We start from the raw sequence: 17,353 nt of genomic DNA, 5'->3' as shown, positions 1-17,353 counted from the left end.
GCCCGGTCACATTTCGAACCCGGAAGCTAAGCCTTACAGCGCCGATGGTACTGCAGGGGGGACCCTGTGGGAGAGTAGGACGCCGCCGAACAATCTTTGGAAGGACCCCTGGTCACCAGCGTTCAGCTGGGACCAGGGGTCCTTTTTGTTTTTCCAGAGCGCGCCGGGTACTCGGCTGCGCGAGAATGACTTGCGGTACCGAAGACAGGAGTCACCATGTCCACCAACTCTCCCGAGGATCGACCGGAGCGCGACCAGCGGCGACGGGACAGTGGTGACCGCGGCGGCGACCGGGGCGGCTACCGCGGGGACCGTGGCGGCTTCCGCCGTGACAACGACCGCCGTGACAACGGCCCTGGCGGATATCCCCGCCGTGATGATCGGCGAGGCGATGACCGCAGCGGTGATCGTGGCGAGCGCGGTGGACCCCGCCGTGACGACCGACGGGACGACCGTCGTGACGACAACCGGGGCGGGTACGGCCGGCGGGACGACCGACGCGAAGGCGATCGTGGCTCTCGTCCGGCGTTCCGACGGACGGACGACCGTTCCGGTGGACCCCGTCGTGATGACCGTCCCAGCGGGCCCCGCCGCGACGATCGTCCCAGCGGGCCCCGCCGCGATGACCGTTCCGTAGGTCCGCGTCGTGACGACCGTCCTGGCGGGCCCCGTCGTGATGACCGCGACCGTGATCGTGGGTTCCGTGGCGGTGATGATCGTGACCGTGGGTTCCGCCGCGACGATCGGGGCGGGGACCGTCCGCCCTTCCGTCGCGACGACCGTGGAGAGCGTCGGAGTGACGACCGCGGTGGCTTCCGCAGGGATGACAACCGCGGCGGTTTCGGGCGTCGTGACGACCGCCGTGGGGACGACCGGGGCGGCGACCGCGGTGGGTTCCGGCGTGACGACCGCCGCGATGACCGGCGTGACGATCGCCGTGGCGACGACCGTCCCAGTGGGCCCCGCCGTGACGACCGTCCCAGCGGGCCCCGCCGTGATGACCGTTCCGTAGGTCCGCGTCGTGACGACCGTCCTGGCGGGCCCCGTCGTGATGACCGCGACCGTGATCGTGGGTTCCGTGGCGGTGATGATCGTGACCGTGGGTTCCGCCGCGACGATCGGGGCGGGGACCGTCCGCCCTTCCGTCGCGACGACCGGCGGGATGACCGGCGTGACGATCGGCGGACTGACGACCGGGGCGGCGACCGCGGTGGTTTCCGGCGGGACGACAGCCGCGACCACCGTGACAGCCGGGGGGAGCGCGGTGGGTTCCGTGGGCGGGACGACCGTGGTGCCCGTGGGCCCCGTAGTGACGACCGCGGTGGACGTCCCGGCGGCTTCCGTGGCCGGGACGACAGGGGTGACCGGGACCGTGGTTTCCGCGGGGGCGACGACCGGCGCGGCGGTGGCCGTTTCCGCGACGAGCGGGACCGGGACCGGGAGCCGATCAAGCGGCTGCCGATCCCCGAGGACGTCACGGGCGACGAGATCGACAAGGACGTACGGCAGGAACTGCAGAGTCTGCCGAAGACGCTCGCGGAGGATGTCGCCAAGAACCTGGTGATGGTGGCCCGGCTCATCGACGAGGATCCCGAGGGCGCCTACGGCTACTCCAGGGTGGCTCTGCGGCTCGCCTCGCGGGTCGCCGCCGTACGGGAGGCGGCCGGTTTCGCGGCGTACGCGACCCAGAAGTACGGTGAGGCGCTGGCCGAGTTCCGGGCCGCGCGGCGGATGACCGGCGGCGTGGATCTGTGGCCGGTCATGGCCGACTGCGAGCGTGGGCTCGGGCGGCCCGAGAAGGCGCTGGACATGGCCGGTGCCCCTGAGGTGCACAAGCTCGACAAGGCCGGGCAGGTCGAGATGCGGCTCGTCGCGGCCGGTGCCCGACGGGACATGGAGCAGCTGGACGCGGCGATCGTGACGCTGCAGAGCCCCGAACTGGCCTCCAACTCCGTCCAGCCGTGGACCGCGCGGCTGCGGTACGCGTACGCCGACGCCCTGCTCGCGGCAGGGCGGGAGGACGAGGCACGGGAGTGGTTCGCCAAGGCCCTTGAGGCCGACAAGGACGGCAGCACGGACGCCTCGGACCGGCTCGCCGAGCTGGAGGGCGTGGAGTTCGTCGACGCCTTCGACGCGGGCGAGGCCGAGGCCGACGATGAGGACGAGGAGACCGAGTCGCACGACGTCCTCCCAGCGGTGGACGCCAAGGAAGCCACGAGCGTCGAGCACGTCGCGGACATCGACGAAGCCGAGGACGTCACGGACGTCGACGAGGTCCACGAAGCCGACGGCATCGAGGACGCCGACAGCGACGACAAGGACTGACGTCCGTATGTGAAGGGCGGGCCCCGGCAGTCGGGGCCCGCCCTTTCGTGTGTCCGTGGGCGTTACAGGTCCAGCGCGCGAAGCACCAGGCCCGATGCCGGCTTCGGGCCGAACGACGTGGACTTGCGGGGCATCGTGACACCTTGACGGGCGAGGTCGCGGACGACCTCCTCACGGACCGGGTGCATCAGGACGGCCGTACCGCCGTCGCGTTCGGCCTTGCCGACCGTGGCCGCCGTGTCGTGGATGTAGGCGATACGGGCAGGGTCGTCCTCGGGAATGCCCCAGACGTGGGCGAGAAGGGCCGCGTGCAGGACCGTCGCGTCGAGGGTGCGCCAGGCGGCGGGTTGCCCGGCGGGGACCGTGCGGGACAGCAGCGCCGGGTCCGGGCGGTCGATGAGATGGAAGGCGCCGTCGCCCGCCAGCAGGAACGCGTTGCTCTCGCAGGCCGCGTCGGCCAGGGCCTCCATGGCCTGCGGCAACGGAACGTCGAGGCGGCGTACGCGGAACAGGCCGGCCACGGCGGAGACGGCGTCCGCGACGGGCAGGTCGTGCAGGAGACGGTGGATGGCGCGGACGCGCAGGGGGTATCGGGCCGTGTCGACGAGGAGGACCAAGCCGTAGTCCCAGGGGCTGGGGGAGGGATGCTCCGCGCGTAGACGCCGGTAAGTCGCCCAGCGGTGGTGGCCGTCGGCGATCAGGGCCTGGTGCCGGGCCAGGTCGGACCGGACGTGATCCAGGTCGGCGGGGGCGGTGATCGACCACAGGCGGTGGCGGAAGCCGTCCTCCGTGGTCGTCGCGAGCAGCGGGGGCTGTTCGGCGGTTCGCTCGACGACCTCGGCGGTGGCGGAAGTGGAGTCGGCACCGCGATAGGTCAGGAGCAGGGGTTCCAGGTTCGCGGAGGTGGCGCGCATCAGGGCGGCGCGGTCGGCGACGACATGGGGCATGACGTCCTCGTGCGGCAGGACCACGCCCTCCGAGGGTTCCGACAGGCGCAGGGCGCCGATGATGCCGCGCTGCAGGAGGCCGTCGCCGGCGCGCTGTTCGTAGACGTACAGACCCGGCTCGGAATCGGCGGTCAGGACTCCCTCGGCCAGCCAGCGGCGCAGGGTGCGGGCCGCCTGGGCGTTGCGTTCGGCGGGGGTGGTGGCCTGGGGGAGGATCAGCCGGACGATGTTGTGCGGGTCCGCGGACTGGAGGTGGTGCACGCCGTCGGGGCGTACGACGACGTCGTACGGCGGGGAGGTCACGGCGGCCAGGGTGCCGACCCGGTCGGGGTCGTAACGCAGGCCTCGGAACGGGGTGAGTTCCAGGCCTCGGCGCGCCGTTGCTTCCGAGTGACCTGCTGAGTTCATCCCGGCATCGTACGTGTGTCAGTGGCATGCGGGATGATCGGGGGAAAACCGTCGAACGAGGAGCGATGCGGAATGAGCCAGCGTGTCAGGACGAGGCCCGAGGGCAGTGGTCAGGCCCTCAGCGAGGCGTACGACACGGCGCTCCTCGATCTGGACGGGGTGGTGTACGCGGGCGGGAACGCGATCGCGTACGCCGTCGAGTCACTGGCCACCGCGCGCGAGGGCGGGATGCGTCTCGCGTACGTCACCAACAACGCCCTGCGGACCCCTGACGCCGTGGCCGAGCACCTGACCGAGCTGGGCATACCGACGGGGACGACGGACGTGATCACCTCCGCGCAGGCGGTCGCGCGGCTGATCGCCGAGCGGGTGCCCTCCGGTGCTCGGGTGCTGGTGATCGGCGGTGAGGGTCTGCGGGTGGCGTTGCGGGAGCGCGGACTCGAACCCGTGGAGTCGGCGGACGACGATCCGGCGGCGGTCGTACAGGGATACGGCGGCCCCGATCTGACGTGGAGTCGGTTCGCGGAGGCCTGCTACGCCATCGCGCGCGGGGTGCCCTGGTACGCGTCCAACACCGACCTGACGATTCCGAGCGCACGCGGGATCGCGCCCGGCAACGGCGCGGCGGTGGAGGTCGTCCGGATCGCGACCGGTGCCGATCCCGAGGTGGCGGGCAAGCCGCTGCCGCCGATGCACCGCGAGACGATTCTGCGGACCGGCGCCGAGCGGCCGTTGGTGGTCGGGGACCGGCTGGACACGGACATCGAGGGGGCGTTCAACGGCGAGGTCGACTCGCTGCTCGTCCTGACCGGGGTGACGGACGGGCCGCAACTGCTGGCCGCGCCGCCGCAGCACCGGCCGACGTATGTCGACGCCGATCTGCGGGGGTTGCTCACCGGGCAGCCGGAGGTCGTGCAGGCGGGCGGCGGCTTCCGGTGCGGCGGCTGGACGGCGAAGACGGGGGCCGCGGGGAGCCTGGAACTGGACGGTGACGGTGAGGCCTTGGACGGGCTGCGGGCGCTGTGCGCGGCGGCCTGGACGGCGGCCGGTGACGGGGTGTGCGAGCTGGACGGGGGGAAGGCACTGGCGCGGCTGGGCCTGTGAGTCGTAGGCGGGCCGTAGGCCTTGGCATCCCTCAAGCCTTGGCTTCGCCTCCGGAATCGTGGCTGAATGCGAGGGTAGGCTAACCTAACTGGGTGTTGGTCGACAGTCCTCCCGAACAGCGCGCGGGGAACGCCCCCGCGCCCCCGAACCGCCGGACGATACGAGCCGCCGGGTTGCTCGTGTCGGTCGTGCTGCTGGCGCTGGTCGCGGTGGCGAGCGTCGCTGTCGGTGCCAAGGCGCTGTCCGTGGGCGAGGTCTGGCACGGCCTGTTCGAGGATTCGGGGACGTACGCCGACGTCGTGGTCGCCGACCGGCTGTCACGGACCGTGCTGGGGGTGCTGGTCGGCGCCGCGCTCGGTCTGGCCGGGGCCGTACTGCAGGCGCTCACCCGTAACCCGCTGGCCGATCCCGGACTGCTCGGCATCAACGCGGGCGCGTCCGCCGCGGTCGTCACCGCCATCTCGTTCTTCGGCGTCACCTCGCTCAGCGGCTATGTGTGGTTCGCCTTCCTCGGCGCGGCCGGGGTCGGGGCCATGGTCTGGTTCCTGGGCGGCAGCCGGGGTGCCACACCGGTACGGCTCGCGCTCGCCGGCACCGCGATCAGCGCCGCGCTCTACGGCTACCTCCAGGCCGTGATGATCCTGGACGACGCGGCGCTGAACCGGATGCGCTTCTGGACGGTCGGTTCGCTGTCGTCGGCGACTGACTCGATCATCGTCCAGGTGCTGCCGTTCCTGCTGGCCGGCACGGTCCTCGCGCTCGCCCTGGCCCGGCCGCTCAACGCGGTGGCCATGGGCGACGACACCGCCAAGGCGCTCGGCGCCAACCTGAACCGCACCCGGGCGCTGTCCATGCTGGCCGCGACCGTGCTGTGCGGGGCCGCGACCGCCGCGTGCGGGCCGATCGTGTTCGTCGGGCTCATGATCCCGCACGTCGTACGGTCCTTCACCGGGCCCGACCTGCGCTGGATCCTGCCGTACGCGACCGTCCTGTCGCCCGTGCTGCTGCTGGGCGCCGACGTCCTCGGCCGGATCGTCGCGCGGCCCGCCGAGCTGCAGGTCGGCATCGTCACCGCGCTCGTCGGCGGTCCCGTGTTCATCTTCCTCGTACGTCGGCGGAGGCTGGCCCAGCTGTGAAGACCAACCGTGCCCTCAGGACTCCGGGCGGGCTCTCGCTGCGGGTGGACGTCCGTGCCGTCACCGTCGTCGTCCTGCTGCTGGTCGCCGCGCTCGCCGCGAGCGTCCTGCTGATCGGCACCGGCGACTTCCCGATCCCGCCCGCCGACGTGCTCAGGACGCTGGCCGGAAACGGCAACGCGGGCCAGGAGCTCATCATCAACGAACTGCGGCTGCCGCGGGTCTTCGTAGGACTGCTGGTCGGCGCCTCGCTCGGACTGGGGGGTGCGCTGTTCCAGGCCGTCTCCCGCAATCCGCTGGGCAGTCCGGACGTGCTCGGGCTCGGCCAGGGCGCGGCGGCCGGTGCCCTGATCGTGATCGTGCTGATGGGTGGCAGCGCGGCCCAGGTCACCGTCGGCGCCCTGCTGGGCGGCCTCGCGACCGGGATCGCCATCTATCTGCTCGCCTGGCGGCGGGGCGTGCACGGCTATCGGCTGGTGCTGGTCGGGATCGGTGTGTCCGCGATGCTCACCGCCCTCAACAACTATCTGCTGACGCGGTCCGACCTCACCGACGCGGCCCGTGCCGTCGTCTGGATCACCGGCACGCTCGACGGCCGTGACTGGGACCAGGTGTGGCCGCTGCTCTGGCTGTGCGCCGTGCTCGTACCGCTGGTCCTCGCCAACGCGCGCGGGCTGCGGATGACGGAGATGGGCGACGACGTCTCCTACGCCTTGGGGGTGCGGGTCGAGCGGGTACGGATGGTGCTGCTGGTGGCCGCCGTCCTGCTCACCGCGTCCGCCACCGCGGCCGCCGGACCCATCAGCTTCGTCGCGCTCACCGCGCCCCAGCTGGCCCGTCGCCTGACCCGCTCGCCCGGCCCGAACCTGCTGGCGTCCCTGTGCATGGGCGCCGCCCTCCTGGTCACCGCCGACTGGATCTCACAGCGCGCCTTCGGGTCCGGCCAGCTGCCCGTCGGCGTGGTCACCGGTGTCCTCGGCGGTGTCTACCTGCTGTGGCTGCTGGTCATCGAGCGCAAGGCGGGCCGGATATGAGCGCCGGGGGCGCCGGGAGCGGCGCCGACCGCAACTCGGGCCCCGGGCCGGACAACCACTCGGGCCCCGGGCTGAACAACCGAAGGAGCACTGTGAACCGCCTGTCCGCCGAGAACGTGACCCTCGCCTACGACCAGCGGGTCATCGCCGAGGAGTTGTCGGTGGAGATACCCGACCACTCCTTCACGGTGATCGTCGGTCCGAACGCGTGCGGCAAGTCCACGCTTCTGCGGGCGCTGTCCCGGATGCTCAAGCCGAACCGGGGGCGGGTGCTGCTCGACGGGCAGGTCATCCAGTCGATGCCGGCGAAGAAGGTCGCACGCACCCTGGGCCTGCTGCCGCAGTCGTCGATCGCTCCCGACGGGATCACCGTCGCCGACCTGGTGGGCCGCGGCCGCTATCCGCACCAGGGCATCCTGCGGCAGTGGTCGACCGAGGACGAGCGGGTGGTCCAGCAGTCGATGGCGCGGACCGGTGTCGCCGAGCTCGCCGACCGCTATGTCGACGAGCTGTCCGGCGGCCAGCGCCAGCGCGTGTGGATCGCGATGGCGCTCGCCCAGCAGACCCCGCTGCTGCTGCTCGACGAGCCGACGACCTACCTCGACATCCAGCACCAGATCGACGTACTGGACCTGTGCGCGGAGCTCCACGAGGAGCAGGGCCGCACGCTGGTCGCCGTGCTGCACGACCTCAACCACGCCGCCCGGTACGCCACCCACCTGATCGCCCTGAAGAGCGGCCGGATCATCGCCGAGGGCCCGCCGAACGACATCGTCACCGCCGAGCTGGTCGAGGAGGTCTTCGGGCTGCGCTGCCAGGTCATCGACGACCCGGAGACGGGCACGCCGCTGGTGGTGCCGGCGGCGCGCCAGGCGCGGACGGAAGCGAAGGCCGTGAACAGCGAGCACGACGTGAACAGCGAGCAGGAAAGGGCGGGGGTCAGAGAAGCTTCCTGAGGCTGAGCAGGTCTTTGAGCCCTGCCTCCAGCTTCACCCGGCCCGAACCCCAGGCCTTGGCGAAGTGCAGCTCTCCGCCGACCAGGGCCACCAGGTCGTCGCCCGCCATCGCGAGCCTTATCTCGGCCTTCTGAGGCGGCGGTCCCTGGACCGTGTCCGCCACCTCGATCCGGCCGCCGGTGAGCCGGCCGACGAAGGTGACGTCCAGGTCGGTGATGTGACAGCTCACCGAACGGTCCAGGGCCGCGGCTGTGCGGACGTCCCCTTCGGCGGACTGCATGTTGTCCGAGAGCTTCTCGAGTGCTGCGCGGCACTCCTCGATCGTGGCCATCGCGATCGACGGTACCCCAGGGCTTCGAGGTAGCGTCTGGGCATGAACGACATGGTGCCGGAAACGGAGACCTCCCAGGAGGCCCTTGAGGCCGTGGAGACCGTGGAGGTCGTGGAGGCCGGCGAAGCGGCGGAGGCCGTGGAGGCCGAGCACGAGTACGACCCCGCCGCCCCCGCCCCGCTGAACATGCCCCGCGTCCCCACCGGCAACGCCGAGGTGGACGCCCGGCTCGCGCGGCTCGGCGACGCCGACCACCTCGCCACGGACGGACACGTGGAGGTGTACGAGGATGTACACCGGGGGCTGCGTGACGCGCTCACCGCGCTCGACGCCCGGCCGGGACCTCCGGCGCCCCCGTCGTCGTACCAGACGTCGTCGAACCAGGCGTCATCGAACCAGTCGTACCAGAGCAGGAGCTGAACCGAACGTGGCAGGAGTCGCACGTCGCCGTCTCGACGCGGAGCTGGTCCGCAGGAAGCTCGCGCGTTCGCGTGAGCACGCCGGCCAGTTGATCGCCGCCGGGCGGGTCACCGTCGGCAGAACCGTCGCGACCAAGCCCGCCACCCAGGTGGAGACCGCGGCGGCGATCGTCGTCTCCGTCGACGACAGCGATCCCGACTACGTCTCGCGCGGCGGCCACAAGCTCGCCGGCGCGCTGGAGACCTTCGTACCGGAGGGTCTGGTCGTCGCGGGCCGGCGGGCGTTGGACGCCGGCGCGTCCACCGGCGGTTTCACGGATGTGCTGCTGCGGGCGGGGGCCGCGCACGTCGTCGCCGTGGACGTGGGATACGGACAACTCGCCTGGTCTCTTCAGAGCGATGAACGCGTCACCGTCAAGGATCGTACGAACGTACGCGAGTTGACGCTCGAAGTGATCGATGGGGAGCCAGTGGATCTTGTCGTGGGGGATCTGTCCTTCATTCCGCTCGGTCTGGTACTGCCCGCCTTGGTGCGGTGCGTGAAACCGGACGCCGATCTGGTGATGATGGTCAAGCCGCAGTTCGAGGTGGGCAAGGAGCGGCTGGGCAGCGGGGGAGTCGTACGGAGTCCGCAGCTGCGTGCCGAGGCCGTGAGCGCGGTGGCGGGGCGGGCCTGGGACCTGGGGCTCGGTGTGCGGGGCGTGACCGCCAGCCCGCTGCCTGGGCCTGCGGGCAATGTCGAGTACTTTCTGTGGCTGCGGTCGGGTGCACCCGAACTGGACCCGGCCGACGTAGACCGTGCAGTTGCGGAGGGGCCGCGTTGAGCCAGAACCGAGCTCGTACTGTTTTCCTGCTCGCCCACACCGGGCGGCCCGCGGCGATCCGCAGCGCCGAACTGGTGGTGAAGGGGCTGCTGCGCGAGGGTATCGGCGTACGCGTCCTGGAGGCGGAGGCGCAGGACCTGCCGCTCCCCGAGGAAGTGGTGCTGGTCAAGGAGGCCACTCCGCAGTGCCTCGACGGGTGTGAGCTACTGATCGTGCTCGGGGGCGACGGGACGCTGCTGCGGGGCGCCGAGTTCGCCCGGGCGTCCGGGGTACCGATGCTCGGCGTCAACCTGGGGCGCGTGGGCTTCCTGGCGGAGGCCGAGCGGGACGACCTCGACAAGGTCGTCGAGCGGGTGGCGACGAAGGCGTACGAGGTCGAGGAGCGGATGACGATCGATGTCGTCGTGCACCGCAACGGCGACATCGTGCACACGGACTGGGCGCTGAACGAGGCGGCCGTGCAGAAGGTGTCCGCGGAGAAGCTGCTCGAGGTCGTGCTGGAGATCGACGGGCGGCCGGTGACCGGGTTCGGGTGTGACGGGATCGTGCTGTCCACTCCTACCGGGTCCACGGCGTACGCGTTCTCGGCGGGCGGACCGGTGGTGTGGCCGGAGGTCGAGGCGTTGCTGATGGTGCCGATCAGTGCGCACGCGCTGTTCGCGAAGCCGTTGGTCACGTCGCCGAATTCTGTGCTGGCGGTGGAGGTGCTGCCTCATATCCCGCCGGGCGTGCTGTGGTGTGACGGGCGGCGGACGGTGGAGTTGCCGCCGGGAGCGCGGGTCGAGGTGCGGCGGGGGGCTGTGCCGGTGCGGCTCGCTCGGCTGCATCATGCTTCGTTCACGGATCGGCTGGTGGCGAAGTTCGCGTTGCCGGTTTCCGGGTGGCGGGGGGCGCCGCATTAGCCCGTTCGCCGTGGGGTGCCGGGGTGCGTCGGCGGGTGCGGGTCCGTTGTGGCTTGTCGGGCCCTCGCGGCGGAGCCGCATACCGACACTGCCCCGCGCCCCCAGGGACGTCCACTCGCCCGGGTGACAAGTGCGGCCTGTGCGCATTCGTTACCTGCACCTTCACATGTCAGGGCCGGGGGCCGTCGCACTTCCCCTCCCTGACCTCGTAAGGTCGTGTCCGTGTTGGAGGAGATGCGGATACGGTCGCTCGGAGTCATCGACGACGCGGTCGTCGAGCTGTCGCCAGGGTTCACCGCGGTCACGGGTGAGACGGGCGCGGGCAAGACCATGGTGGTCACCAGCCTTGGCCTGCTCCTGGGCGGGCGGGCGGATGCGGCGCTCGTGCGGATCGGGGCCGAGAAGGCGGTCGTGGAGGGGCGGATCAGCGTGTCCGCCGGTGAGCCGGCCATCGTGCGGGCCGAGGAGGCGGGGGCGGAGCTCGACGACGGGGCGTTGCTGATCAGCCGTACCGTTTCCGCCGAAGGGCGGTCCCGGGCCTACCTCGGCGGGCGCACGGTGCCGGTCGGGCTGCTGGCCGAGCTGGCCGACGACCTGGTGGCCGTGCACGGGCAGACCGACCAGCAGGGGCTGCTGAAGCTGTCCCGGCAGCGGCAGGCGCTGGACCGGTACGCGGGGGACGCGGTGGCGGTGCCGCTGGCCAAGTACACCGAGGCGTACCGGCGGCTGCGGGCGGTGTCGGTGGAGCTGGAGGAGATCGTCACGCGAGCCCGTGAGCGGGCTCAGGAAGCCGACATGCTGCGGTACGGGCTCGACGAGATCGCCGGGGTCGAACCGCGCGCCGGGGAGGACGTGGAGCTGGCGGAGGAGGCGGAGCGACTCGGGCACGCCGAGGCACTGTCGTCCGCCGCGACGGCCGCTCACGCCGCGCTCGCCGGCAATCCGGAGGACCCCGAAGGCATCGACGCGGCGACCCTCGTCGCGGGGGCGCAGCGGGCCCTGGACGCCGTACGGTCGCACGACCCGGAGCTGGCCGCGCTCGCCGACCGGATCGGGGAGATCGGGATCCTGCTCGGCGATGTGGCGGGTGAGCTCGCCGGGTACGCCGACGATCTGGACGCCGATCCGCTGCGGCTGTCCGCGGTGGAGGAACGGCGGGCAGCGCTGACCGCGCTGACGCGGAAGTACGGCGAGGACGTCGCCTCGGTGCTGGCGTGGGCCGAGCAGAGCGCCGCGCGGCTCACCGAGCTGGACGGCGACGACGACCGGATCGGCGAGCTGACCGCCGAACGGGACGCGCTGCGGGCCGAACTGGGCGGGCTGGCGCAGGCGCTGACCGATGCGCGGACCGAGGCCGCCGAGCGGTTCGCGGCCGCCGTGACCGCCGAGCTGGCCTCGCTGGCGATGCCGCACGCGCGCGTGTCCTTCGACATCCGGCAGACCGAGGACCCGGAGGGCGTCGAGGTCGGCGGACGCGCCGTCGCTTACGGGCCGGCCGGTGTCGACGAGGTCGAACTGCTGCTGGCCCCGCATCCCGGGGCGCCGCCCCGGCCCATCGCCAAGGGCGCGTCCGGGGGTGAGCTGTCCCGCGTGATGCTGGCGGTGGAGGTCGTCTTCGCGGGGACCGATCCGGTGCCGACGTATCTCTTCGACGAGGTCGACGCCGGTGTCGGTGGCAAGGCCGCGGTGGAGATCGGGCGGCGGCTGGCCCGGCTCGCGAAGACCGCGCAGGTCGTCGTCGTCACGCATCTGCCCCAGGTGGCCGCCTTCGCCGACCGGCAGTTGCTGGTGGAGAAGACCAACGACGGTTCCGTGACCCGGTCCGGTGTGAAGGTGCTGGAGGGCGAGGAGCGGATCCGGGAACTGTCCCGGATGCTCGCCGGACAGGAGGACTCGGAGACCGCCCGGGCACACGCGGAGGAACTGCTGGCCACGGCTCGGGCCGAGGTGTAGAGCCCAGGTGACACCCTGACCGACGTGCCGAAGGGTGGCGGCACTCCGGCCGACGCGCGTGGTGCGGGTCCTGCGGACCTCGGCCCGCGGGTGGCGTCAGGCGTCCGCGCGAACCGACTCACCGGCCGGCCGCCCCGGCCGTCCGTCCCGACCCCGCTGACGGAGGCACCCGTGCCCTGGTCCGACCACGCCATCTGGTGGCACGTCTATCCCCTGGGCTTCCTCGGTGCCGAACGCACCGCCCTGCCCCCGGACGAACCGCCGCGCCACCGACTGCCGATGCTGGCCAACTGGCTGGACCACCTTGTCCGGCTGGGCTGCAACGGCCTCGCCCTCGGCCCGGTCTTCGCCGCCGAGACCCATGGGTACGACACGGTCGACCACTTCCGGATCGACCCCCGCCTCGGCACCGAGGACGACCTGACCGACCTGATCCAGCGCGCGGCCGACCGGGGCGTGCGGGTCCTGCTGGACGGCGTCTTCAACCACGTCGGCCGTTCCTTCGCCCCGTTCGCCGATGTGCAGCGGCGCGGCTCCGTCTCGCCGTACGCGGACTGGTTCGTCCCCGAGGGCGACGACTTCCGTACCTTCGAGGGACACGGTCACCTGGTCGCGCTCAACCACGCCAACCCCGCCGTCGCCGACCATGTGGTCGCCGTCCTCGACCACTGGCTCGAGCGGGGCGTGGCCGGCTGGCGGCTGGACGCCGCCTACGCCGTGCCGCGGCCCTTCTGGCGCACCGTCACCGACCGGGTGCGGGCCCGGCATCCCCAGGCGTGGTTCTGCGGGGAGGTCATCCACGGGGACTACGCCGCGTACGTCACGGAGGGAGGTCTTGACTCCGTCACGCAGTACGAGTTGTGGAAGGCGGTCTGGAGCTCGCTCAACGACACCAACCCGCACGAGCTGGCCTGGACGCTCGGACGCCACAACGCCCTGCTCGACACCTTCGTACCGCAGACGTTCGTCGGGAACCACGACGTCACCCGGATCGCCAGCCGGCTGCGCGAGCCCCGGCATCTCGCGCACGCCCTCACCGTGCTGTTCACCGTCGGCGGGATCCCGTCCGTGTACGCGGGCGACGAGCGTGCCCGGCGGGGCGTGAAGGAGGAGCGAGCGGGCGGGGACGACGCCGTGCGCCCGGCGTTCCCGGCCGCTCCGGAGGACCTGGGCTCCGACCACCTGTGGGTGGAACAGCTCCATCAATCGCTGGTGGGGCTGCGCCGGCGCAATCCCTGGCTGGTGCGGGCCCGCACCCAGGTCCACACCCTCGACGACACGGTGCTCACCTACGTCCTCACGGACCCCGGAAGCGATGCCGCCGTCGCGGTCGGCCTCAACTTCGGTACGGCGCCCGGGACGGGATCGGTCCCGCCCGCGCCCTGGACCCCTGCCGCGGGGGACGGCAGCGTCGAAGCGCGGTCGGGCACGGTCTCGTTGCCGGAGTTCGGCTGGTGCGTGGCGACCACCCCGTGAACGGGCGTGCCCCTCTCCACGACGCCGGGAGGAGCACGCGAAACGGCCGGGGCACGGCCTTCCTCACGGCGACCGCTCTGACCCGCGCGACGACCGCGGCCCCGCGCACCCTGGCACCGGGCGGCGGGGGGCGCTGGGAACGGTGCAACTACGCCGGTGGACCGTCGAGTTGTACGCCGGGCCCGCGTCGTACCTCGCCGTGGCGGCCGGGGCCGGTCGGGTGTGGCCCGCCGCGGGAGTGGCCGTGCTGGTCGCCGGGGAGTTGGCCCCCCGTCGAGACGGAGGCCGCGACGGCCGTGCTGCCTGCGGACCTGGGGGAGCGCGCGATGATCGGCGACACCGGGGCGCACGCGCTGGGCGCGGCTCTGGAGGCCGCCGTCGTCGCGAGCAGGGGGCGGGCGCGGCCGGCCGTCCATGCCGCCGCGCTCATCGCCGTTGCCGTGTACGGGCCAGGTGAGCGCGGCGGCGAGGCTGACGCGAGTAGCCTTCCGTACGTGTACACGTACACGTATGCGCACGGAACCCTGGTCTCTTCACTCGTGTGAGTGACCCCACTCGCCGAACCGCCCGGCCGCCCGGCCTCCGGCGTTCTCGGAACACCCGTACGGCCTGGCATCCTTGGCGTAGAACGCAGTACGCGTAGGAAGCGCGCGGGGGACCCCCCGCTCGATACCTTCTGTACGTTTCCTCGTGACCGCCCGACCCGAACCAGGAGCCCCGGCCACGTGACCCCCGTGAGCAGCCACTCACCGCACGGCCAGGCGCCGCTGCGCACCGTGCAGGTGCTCGGCGGAGGCAACGCCGGCAGCAGCGCGCATGTGCGCTCCCTGGCCTCCGGGCTGGTGGCGCGGGGCGTGCGGGTCACGGTGTGCGCCCCCGTCGAGGCCGATCACGCCTACGACTTCACCGGCGTCGGCGCCGAACACGTCCATGTGCCGCGCAGCAGCGACCCGGCCTCCGTGGCCGTGCTGCGCCAGGCCTGCACCGACGCCGACCTCGTGCACGCCCACGGACTGCACGCCTCCTTCCGCGCCGTGCTCGCGCTCAGCGGGCGGCGCACCCCGCTCGTCGTCACCTGGCACGACCGGGCGTACGCCGAGGGCGCGCGGGCTCACTTCCTGCGCCTGCTGGAGCGGCGGGTGGTGAAGACCGCCGCCGTGGTGCTCGGCACCACCTCGGTCCTCGTCGACCGGGCCCGCGGGACGGGCGCGCGGGACGCGCGGCTCGCCGCCGTGGCGCTGCCCGGTCCCCGCGAGACCTTCGAGCCGGAGGATCCCGACCGGCTGCGGCCCAAGATCCGGGCCGAACTCGGCGCCACCGGCCGCCCGTTGCTGATGGCCGTCGGCTCCCTCGACCGGTACCGGGGCTACGGCACACTGCTGGACGCCGCCCGCGCATGGCGGCGCCTCGACCCCGTACCGCTGGTGGTGATCGCCGGAGAGGGGCCGTTGCGTGCCGAGTTGCAGCGGCGGATCGAGGACGAGCAACTGCCGGTCCGGCTGATCGGACGACGGGACGACGCGACCGAGTTGCTCGCCGCCGCCGACCTCGCCCTCCTGCCGGGCAGCGGGGAGTCGCGGTCCGTGCTCGCCCAGGAGGCCCTGCACGCGCGCGTGCCGCTCGTCGCCGCGGCCGGTGGCGGCGTCCCCGAACTCGTCGGCGACGCGGCCGAACTCGTCCCGCCGGCAGACGCCAAGGCCCTCGCGGACGCGGTGGTACGGCTGCTCGATGATCCCGAGCGCCGGGAACTGCTCCGGGAGAAGGGCCTGCGCCAGGCGGCCACCTGGCCCACCGAGGACGAGACCGTCGCCCAAGTGCTGAGTGTCTACGACGAGTTGACCCAGCCGCGGCCCCTGATCTAGGAAGCCGGCACCAGCCTGCGGGCCCGCAGCGCCAGGCTCAACGCCAGTACCGTCTGCGGGTCGTCCAGGTCGGTGCCCAGCAACTCGCCGATACGGGCGAGGCGGTTGTACAGGGTCTGCCGGTTGAGGTGGAGCTCGCGGGCGGTCTCCGCCTTGCGGCCCGCGTGGGCCAGGTATGTCTCCAGGGTGGGCAGCAGCGGCGGCTTGGAGCGGTGGTCGTGGTCGCGGACGGGGCCGATCGCCCGGTCCACGAAGGCCGCCAGGTCCGGGTGCTCGCGCAGCCGCCACAGCAGCAGGTCGATGTCGAGGCGGCGGGCGTCGTACCAGGGCCGGTCGGACAGGCCCTGCGCCGCGGTCGCCGTCTCCGCCGCGTGCCTGAGGCCCGCCGAAGCCGCCGCCCAGCCGCCGGCCACCCCGACGACCACGACCGGCGGCTGCGCCCCCGGCCGCTGCATCCCGGCCCGCTCCACACCCGCCCGCAGCGCCGCCGCCACCCGGTCCGCGACGGCCGACCGTTCCGTCTCCGCACGCAGGCCCAGCAGCAGCGGGACCCGGCCCTCGACGGGCCGTACGCCCAACAGGACCGGCACGCCCACCGACGCCAGCTCCTCCGCGACCGCGCGCGCCAGGACCGCCCAGCCGCCGCCCGGAGCCAGGGTGTCCGCGAGCCGCATCACGACGGGCAGCAGCGGGCCGGCGCCCGGCTTGAAGCCGAGCACGCGCGCCTGCGCGGGGGCGTCCTCCGCGGCGATACGGCCCTCGGCGAGGTCGGTCAGGAAGTCCCCCCGCCCCCGCGCCGCCAGCTCCTCCTCCTGCCGGGCCTGCATCAGGACCACCGCCAGGAGGCCCGCGGCCCGTTCGGCGGCCATCCGGTGCACGAGGGCGAGCCGGTCCCGTACGGGCAGCAACACCAGCCGGGCGCGCACCGCACCCGTGCCCGGACCGCCGCCCGGAACGTCCACCAGGACCGAGCCGGCCGGCGGGGTGTCCTGGTGCTGGCCGCGCAGCCCCTCCCACACCTGCAGCGGGTCCGCGCCCTCGGAGCCCGCCCCGGCGGCGTACAGGAGCCGACCGTCCGTCGTCTCCAGGAAGACCGGGTTGCCGCTGAAGTCGGCCAGGATCCCGAGGACCTGCGGCACCCCGCCGCCGCCCAGCAGGGCCTGCGTACAGCGGCGGTGCACCTCTTCCGCCCGCCGGAGCAGGGCGTAATGGCCGTTGACGATCTCGGTGTGGACCTCCTCGGTGACCGTCACGAACGGCACCTCGCGGTGCAGTTGGACCAGCGGGAGACCGGCCGCGCGTGCCGTGTCGACCAGGGCCGCGGGCAGCCGGGTGAAGCGGGGGCCGAGTTCCACGACCAGCGCGGCGATACCGCGCTCGGCCAGGGTGCGGACGAACGCGCGCTGGTCGGCCGGACGGGTGCCGAGGCCGTACCCCGTGGTGAGCAGCAGTTCGCCGCCCTTGAGCAGCGAGGCGATGTGGGGCACCTCGCCCGCGTGCACCCAGCGCACGGTGCGCCCCAGCCGGTCCGCGCCCGCGAGGACCTCGGGCAGCCCGCCGCGCAGACCGGGCAGCTCCAGCGCGCGCTGGACGGTGATTCCGGCGCCCCGGCTGTCGAATCGGTGGTCCGTGCCGCTGTCCATGCAGCGGACGCTACCCGTGCACCCCTTCCGGCG

Annotated in this window: 17 protein-coding genes and 1 rRNA gene; 15 read left to right on the top strand and 3 right to left on the bottom strand. The window is 72.7% G+C overall.

What is annotated here, in order from left to right; all coding sequences use genetic code 11:
* From rrf to ACIBK3_RS34020, 4 genes are all read left to right on the top strand, one after another.
* Positions 1-91 (top strand): 5S ribosomal RNA (gene rrf, locus ACIBK3_RS34035); the annotation flags it as partial.
* Between the two features lie 252 nt (positions 92-343).
* Positions 344-637, top strand: a complete 294-nt coding sequence (locus ACIBK3_RS34030; protein ID WP_399371370.1) for a hypothetical protein — start codon at positions 344-346, stop codon at positions 635-637.
* 9 nt (positions 638-646) lie between these two features.
* Positions 647-1,012: a hypothetical protein gene (locus tag ACIBK3_RS34025; RefSeq protein WP_399371369.1), complete on the top strand. Its 366-nt coding sequence runs from the start codon at positions 647-649 to the stop codon at positions 1,010-1,012.
* 443 nt (positions 1,013-1,455) lie between these two features.
* Positions 1,456-2,325 (top strand): hypothetical protein, encoded by an 870-nt coding sequence (locus tag ACIBK3_RS34020; RefSeq protein ID WP_399371368.1) that lies wholly within the window; start codon positions 1,456-1,458, stop codon positions 2,323-2,325.
* Positions 2,326-2,387: 62 nt separating this feature from the next.
* Here the strand turns inward: ACIBK3_RS34020 and ACIBK3_RS34015 are convergent, their stop codons facing one another.
* On the bottom strand, positions 2,388-3,680 hold the full coding sequence (locus ACIBK3_RS34015; protein ID WP_399371349.1) for a DUF1015 domain-containing protein: 1,293 nt from the start codon (positions 3,678-3,680) through the stop codon (positions 2,388-2,390).
* A 72-nt stretch (positions 3,681-3,752) separates the two neighbouring features.
* Between ACIBK3_RS34015 and ACIBK3_RS34010 the strand changes: the two genes are divergently transcribed.
* The 4 genes from ACIBK3_RS34010 (at position 3,753) to ACIBK3_RS33995 (ending at position 7,910) form a co-directional block, all read left to right on the top strand.
* Positions 3,753-4,784 (top strand): HAD hydrolase-like protein, encoded by a 1,032-nt coding sequence (locus ACIBK3_RS34010; RefSeq protein ID WP_399371348.1) that lies wholly within the window; start codon positions 3,753-3,755, stop codon positions 4,782-4,784.
* A gap of 92 nt (positions 4,785-4,876) precedes the next feature.
* Positions 4,877-5,920, top strand: a complete 1,044-nt coding sequence (locus ACIBK3_RS34005; RefSeq protein ID WP_399371347.1) for a FecCD family ABC transporter permease — start codon at positions 4,877-4,879, stop codon at positions 5,918-5,920.
* On the top strand, positions 5,917-6,954 hold the full coding sequence (locus ACIBK3_RS34000) for a FecCD family ABC transporter permease (protein ID WP_399371346.1): 1,038 nt from the start codon (positions 5,917-5,919) through the stop codon (positions 6,952-6,954). The genes ACIBK3_RS34005 and ACIBK3_RS34000 overlap by 4 nt, the downstream gene beginning before the upstream one ends.
* Positions 6,955-7,046: 92 nt before the next feature.
* A complete protein-coding gene (locus ACIBK3_RS33995) occupies positions 7,047-7,910 on the top strand; it encodes an ABC transporter ATP-binding protein (RefSeq protein WP_399371345.1) in 864 nt (287 codons plus the stop codon).
* Here the strand turns inward: ACIBK3_RS33995 and ACIBK3_RS33990 are convergent.
* The gene (locus ACIBK3_RS33990) at positions 7,894-8,241 is read right to left on the bottom strand and encodes an SCP2 sterol-binding domain-containing protein (protein WP_399371343.1); all 348 of its coding nucleotides are present in this window, start codon (positions 8,239-8,241) and stop codon (positions 7,894-7,896) included. The two genes, ACIBK3_RS33995 and ACIBK3_RS33990, sit on opposite strands and share 17 nt — an antisense overlap.
* 42 nt (positions 8,242-8,283) lie before the next feature.
* Here ACIBK3_RS33990 and ACIBK3_RS33985 point away from each other — a divergent pair, with 42 nt between their 5' ends.
* The 7 genes from ACIBK3_RS33985 (at position 8,284) to ACIBK3_RS33955 (ending at position 15,677) form a co-directional block, all read left to right on the top strand.
* Entirely contained in the window at positions 8,284-8,661 is a 378-nt protein-coding gene (locus ACIBK3_RS33985) for a hypothetical protein (protein WP_399371341.1), read from the top strand.
* 7 nt (positions 8,662-8,668) lie between these two features.
* Positions 8,669-9,484, top strand: coding sequence for a TlyA family RNA methyltransferase (locus ACIBK3_RS33980; protein WP_399371340.1), 816 nt, complete (start codon positions 8,669-8,671; stop codon positions 9,482-9,484).
* Positions 9,481-10,386 carry an NAD kinase gene (locus tag ACIBK3_RS33975; RefSeq protein WP_399371339.1) on the top strand — a complete coding sequence of 302 codons (906 nt, stop codon included), beginning with the start codon at positions 9,481-9,483 and terminating at the stop codon, positions 10,384-10,386. Before ACIBK3_RS33980 ends, ACIBK3_RS33975 begins: the two co-directional genes overlap by 4 nt.
* 234 nt (positions 10,387-10,620) lie before the next feature.
* Positions 10,621-12,339 carry a DNA repair protein RecN gene (gene recN / locus ACIBK3_RS33970; RefSeq protein ID WP_399371366.1) on the top strand — a complete coding sequence of 573 codons (1,719 nt, stop codon included), beginning with the start codon at positions 10,621-10,623 and terminating at the stop codon, positions 12,337-12,339.
* Positions 12,340-12,510: 171 nt separating this feature from the next.
* Positions 12,511-13,815, top strand: coding sequence for an alpha-amylase family protein (locus ACIBK3_RS33965; RefSeq protein ID WP_399371338.1), 1,305 nt, complete (start codon positions 12,511-12,513; stop codon positions 13,813-13,815).
* 296 nt (positions 13,816-14,111) lie between these two features.
* Positions 14,112-14,360, top strand: coding sequence for a hypothetical protein (locus ACIBK3_RS33960; protein ID WP_399371337.1), 249 nt, complete (start codon positions 14,112-14,114; stop codon positions 14,358-14,360).
* A 180-nt stretch (positions 14,361-14,540) separates the two neighbouring features.
* Entirely contained in the window at positions 14,541-15,677 is a 1,137-nt protein-coding gene (locus ACIBK3_RS33955) for a glycosyltransferase family 4 protein (RefSeq protein ID WP_399371336.1), read from the top strand.
* Here ACIBK3_RS33955 and ACIBK3_RS33950 read toward each other — a convergent pair.
* Entirely contained in the window at positions 15,674-17,320 is a 1,647-nt protein-coding gene (locus tag ACIBK3_RS33950) for a PucR family transcriptional regulator (RefSeq protein WP_399371335.1), read from the bottom strand. The genes ACIBK3_RS33955 and ACIBK3_RS33950 overlap by 4 nt on opposite strands.
* Positions 17,321-17,353: the final 33 nt, after the last annotated feature.

Source organism: Streptomyces sp. NPDC050287, assembly GCF_044459385.1.
In the GTDB taxonomy this organism is placed as follows: Bacteria; Actinomycetota; Actinomycetes; order Streptomycetales; family Streptomycetaceae; genus Streptomyces.
The sequence above is the reverse complement of the archived record's forward strand: the minus strand, read 5'-3'. Positions and strand labels throughout refer to the sequence as shown.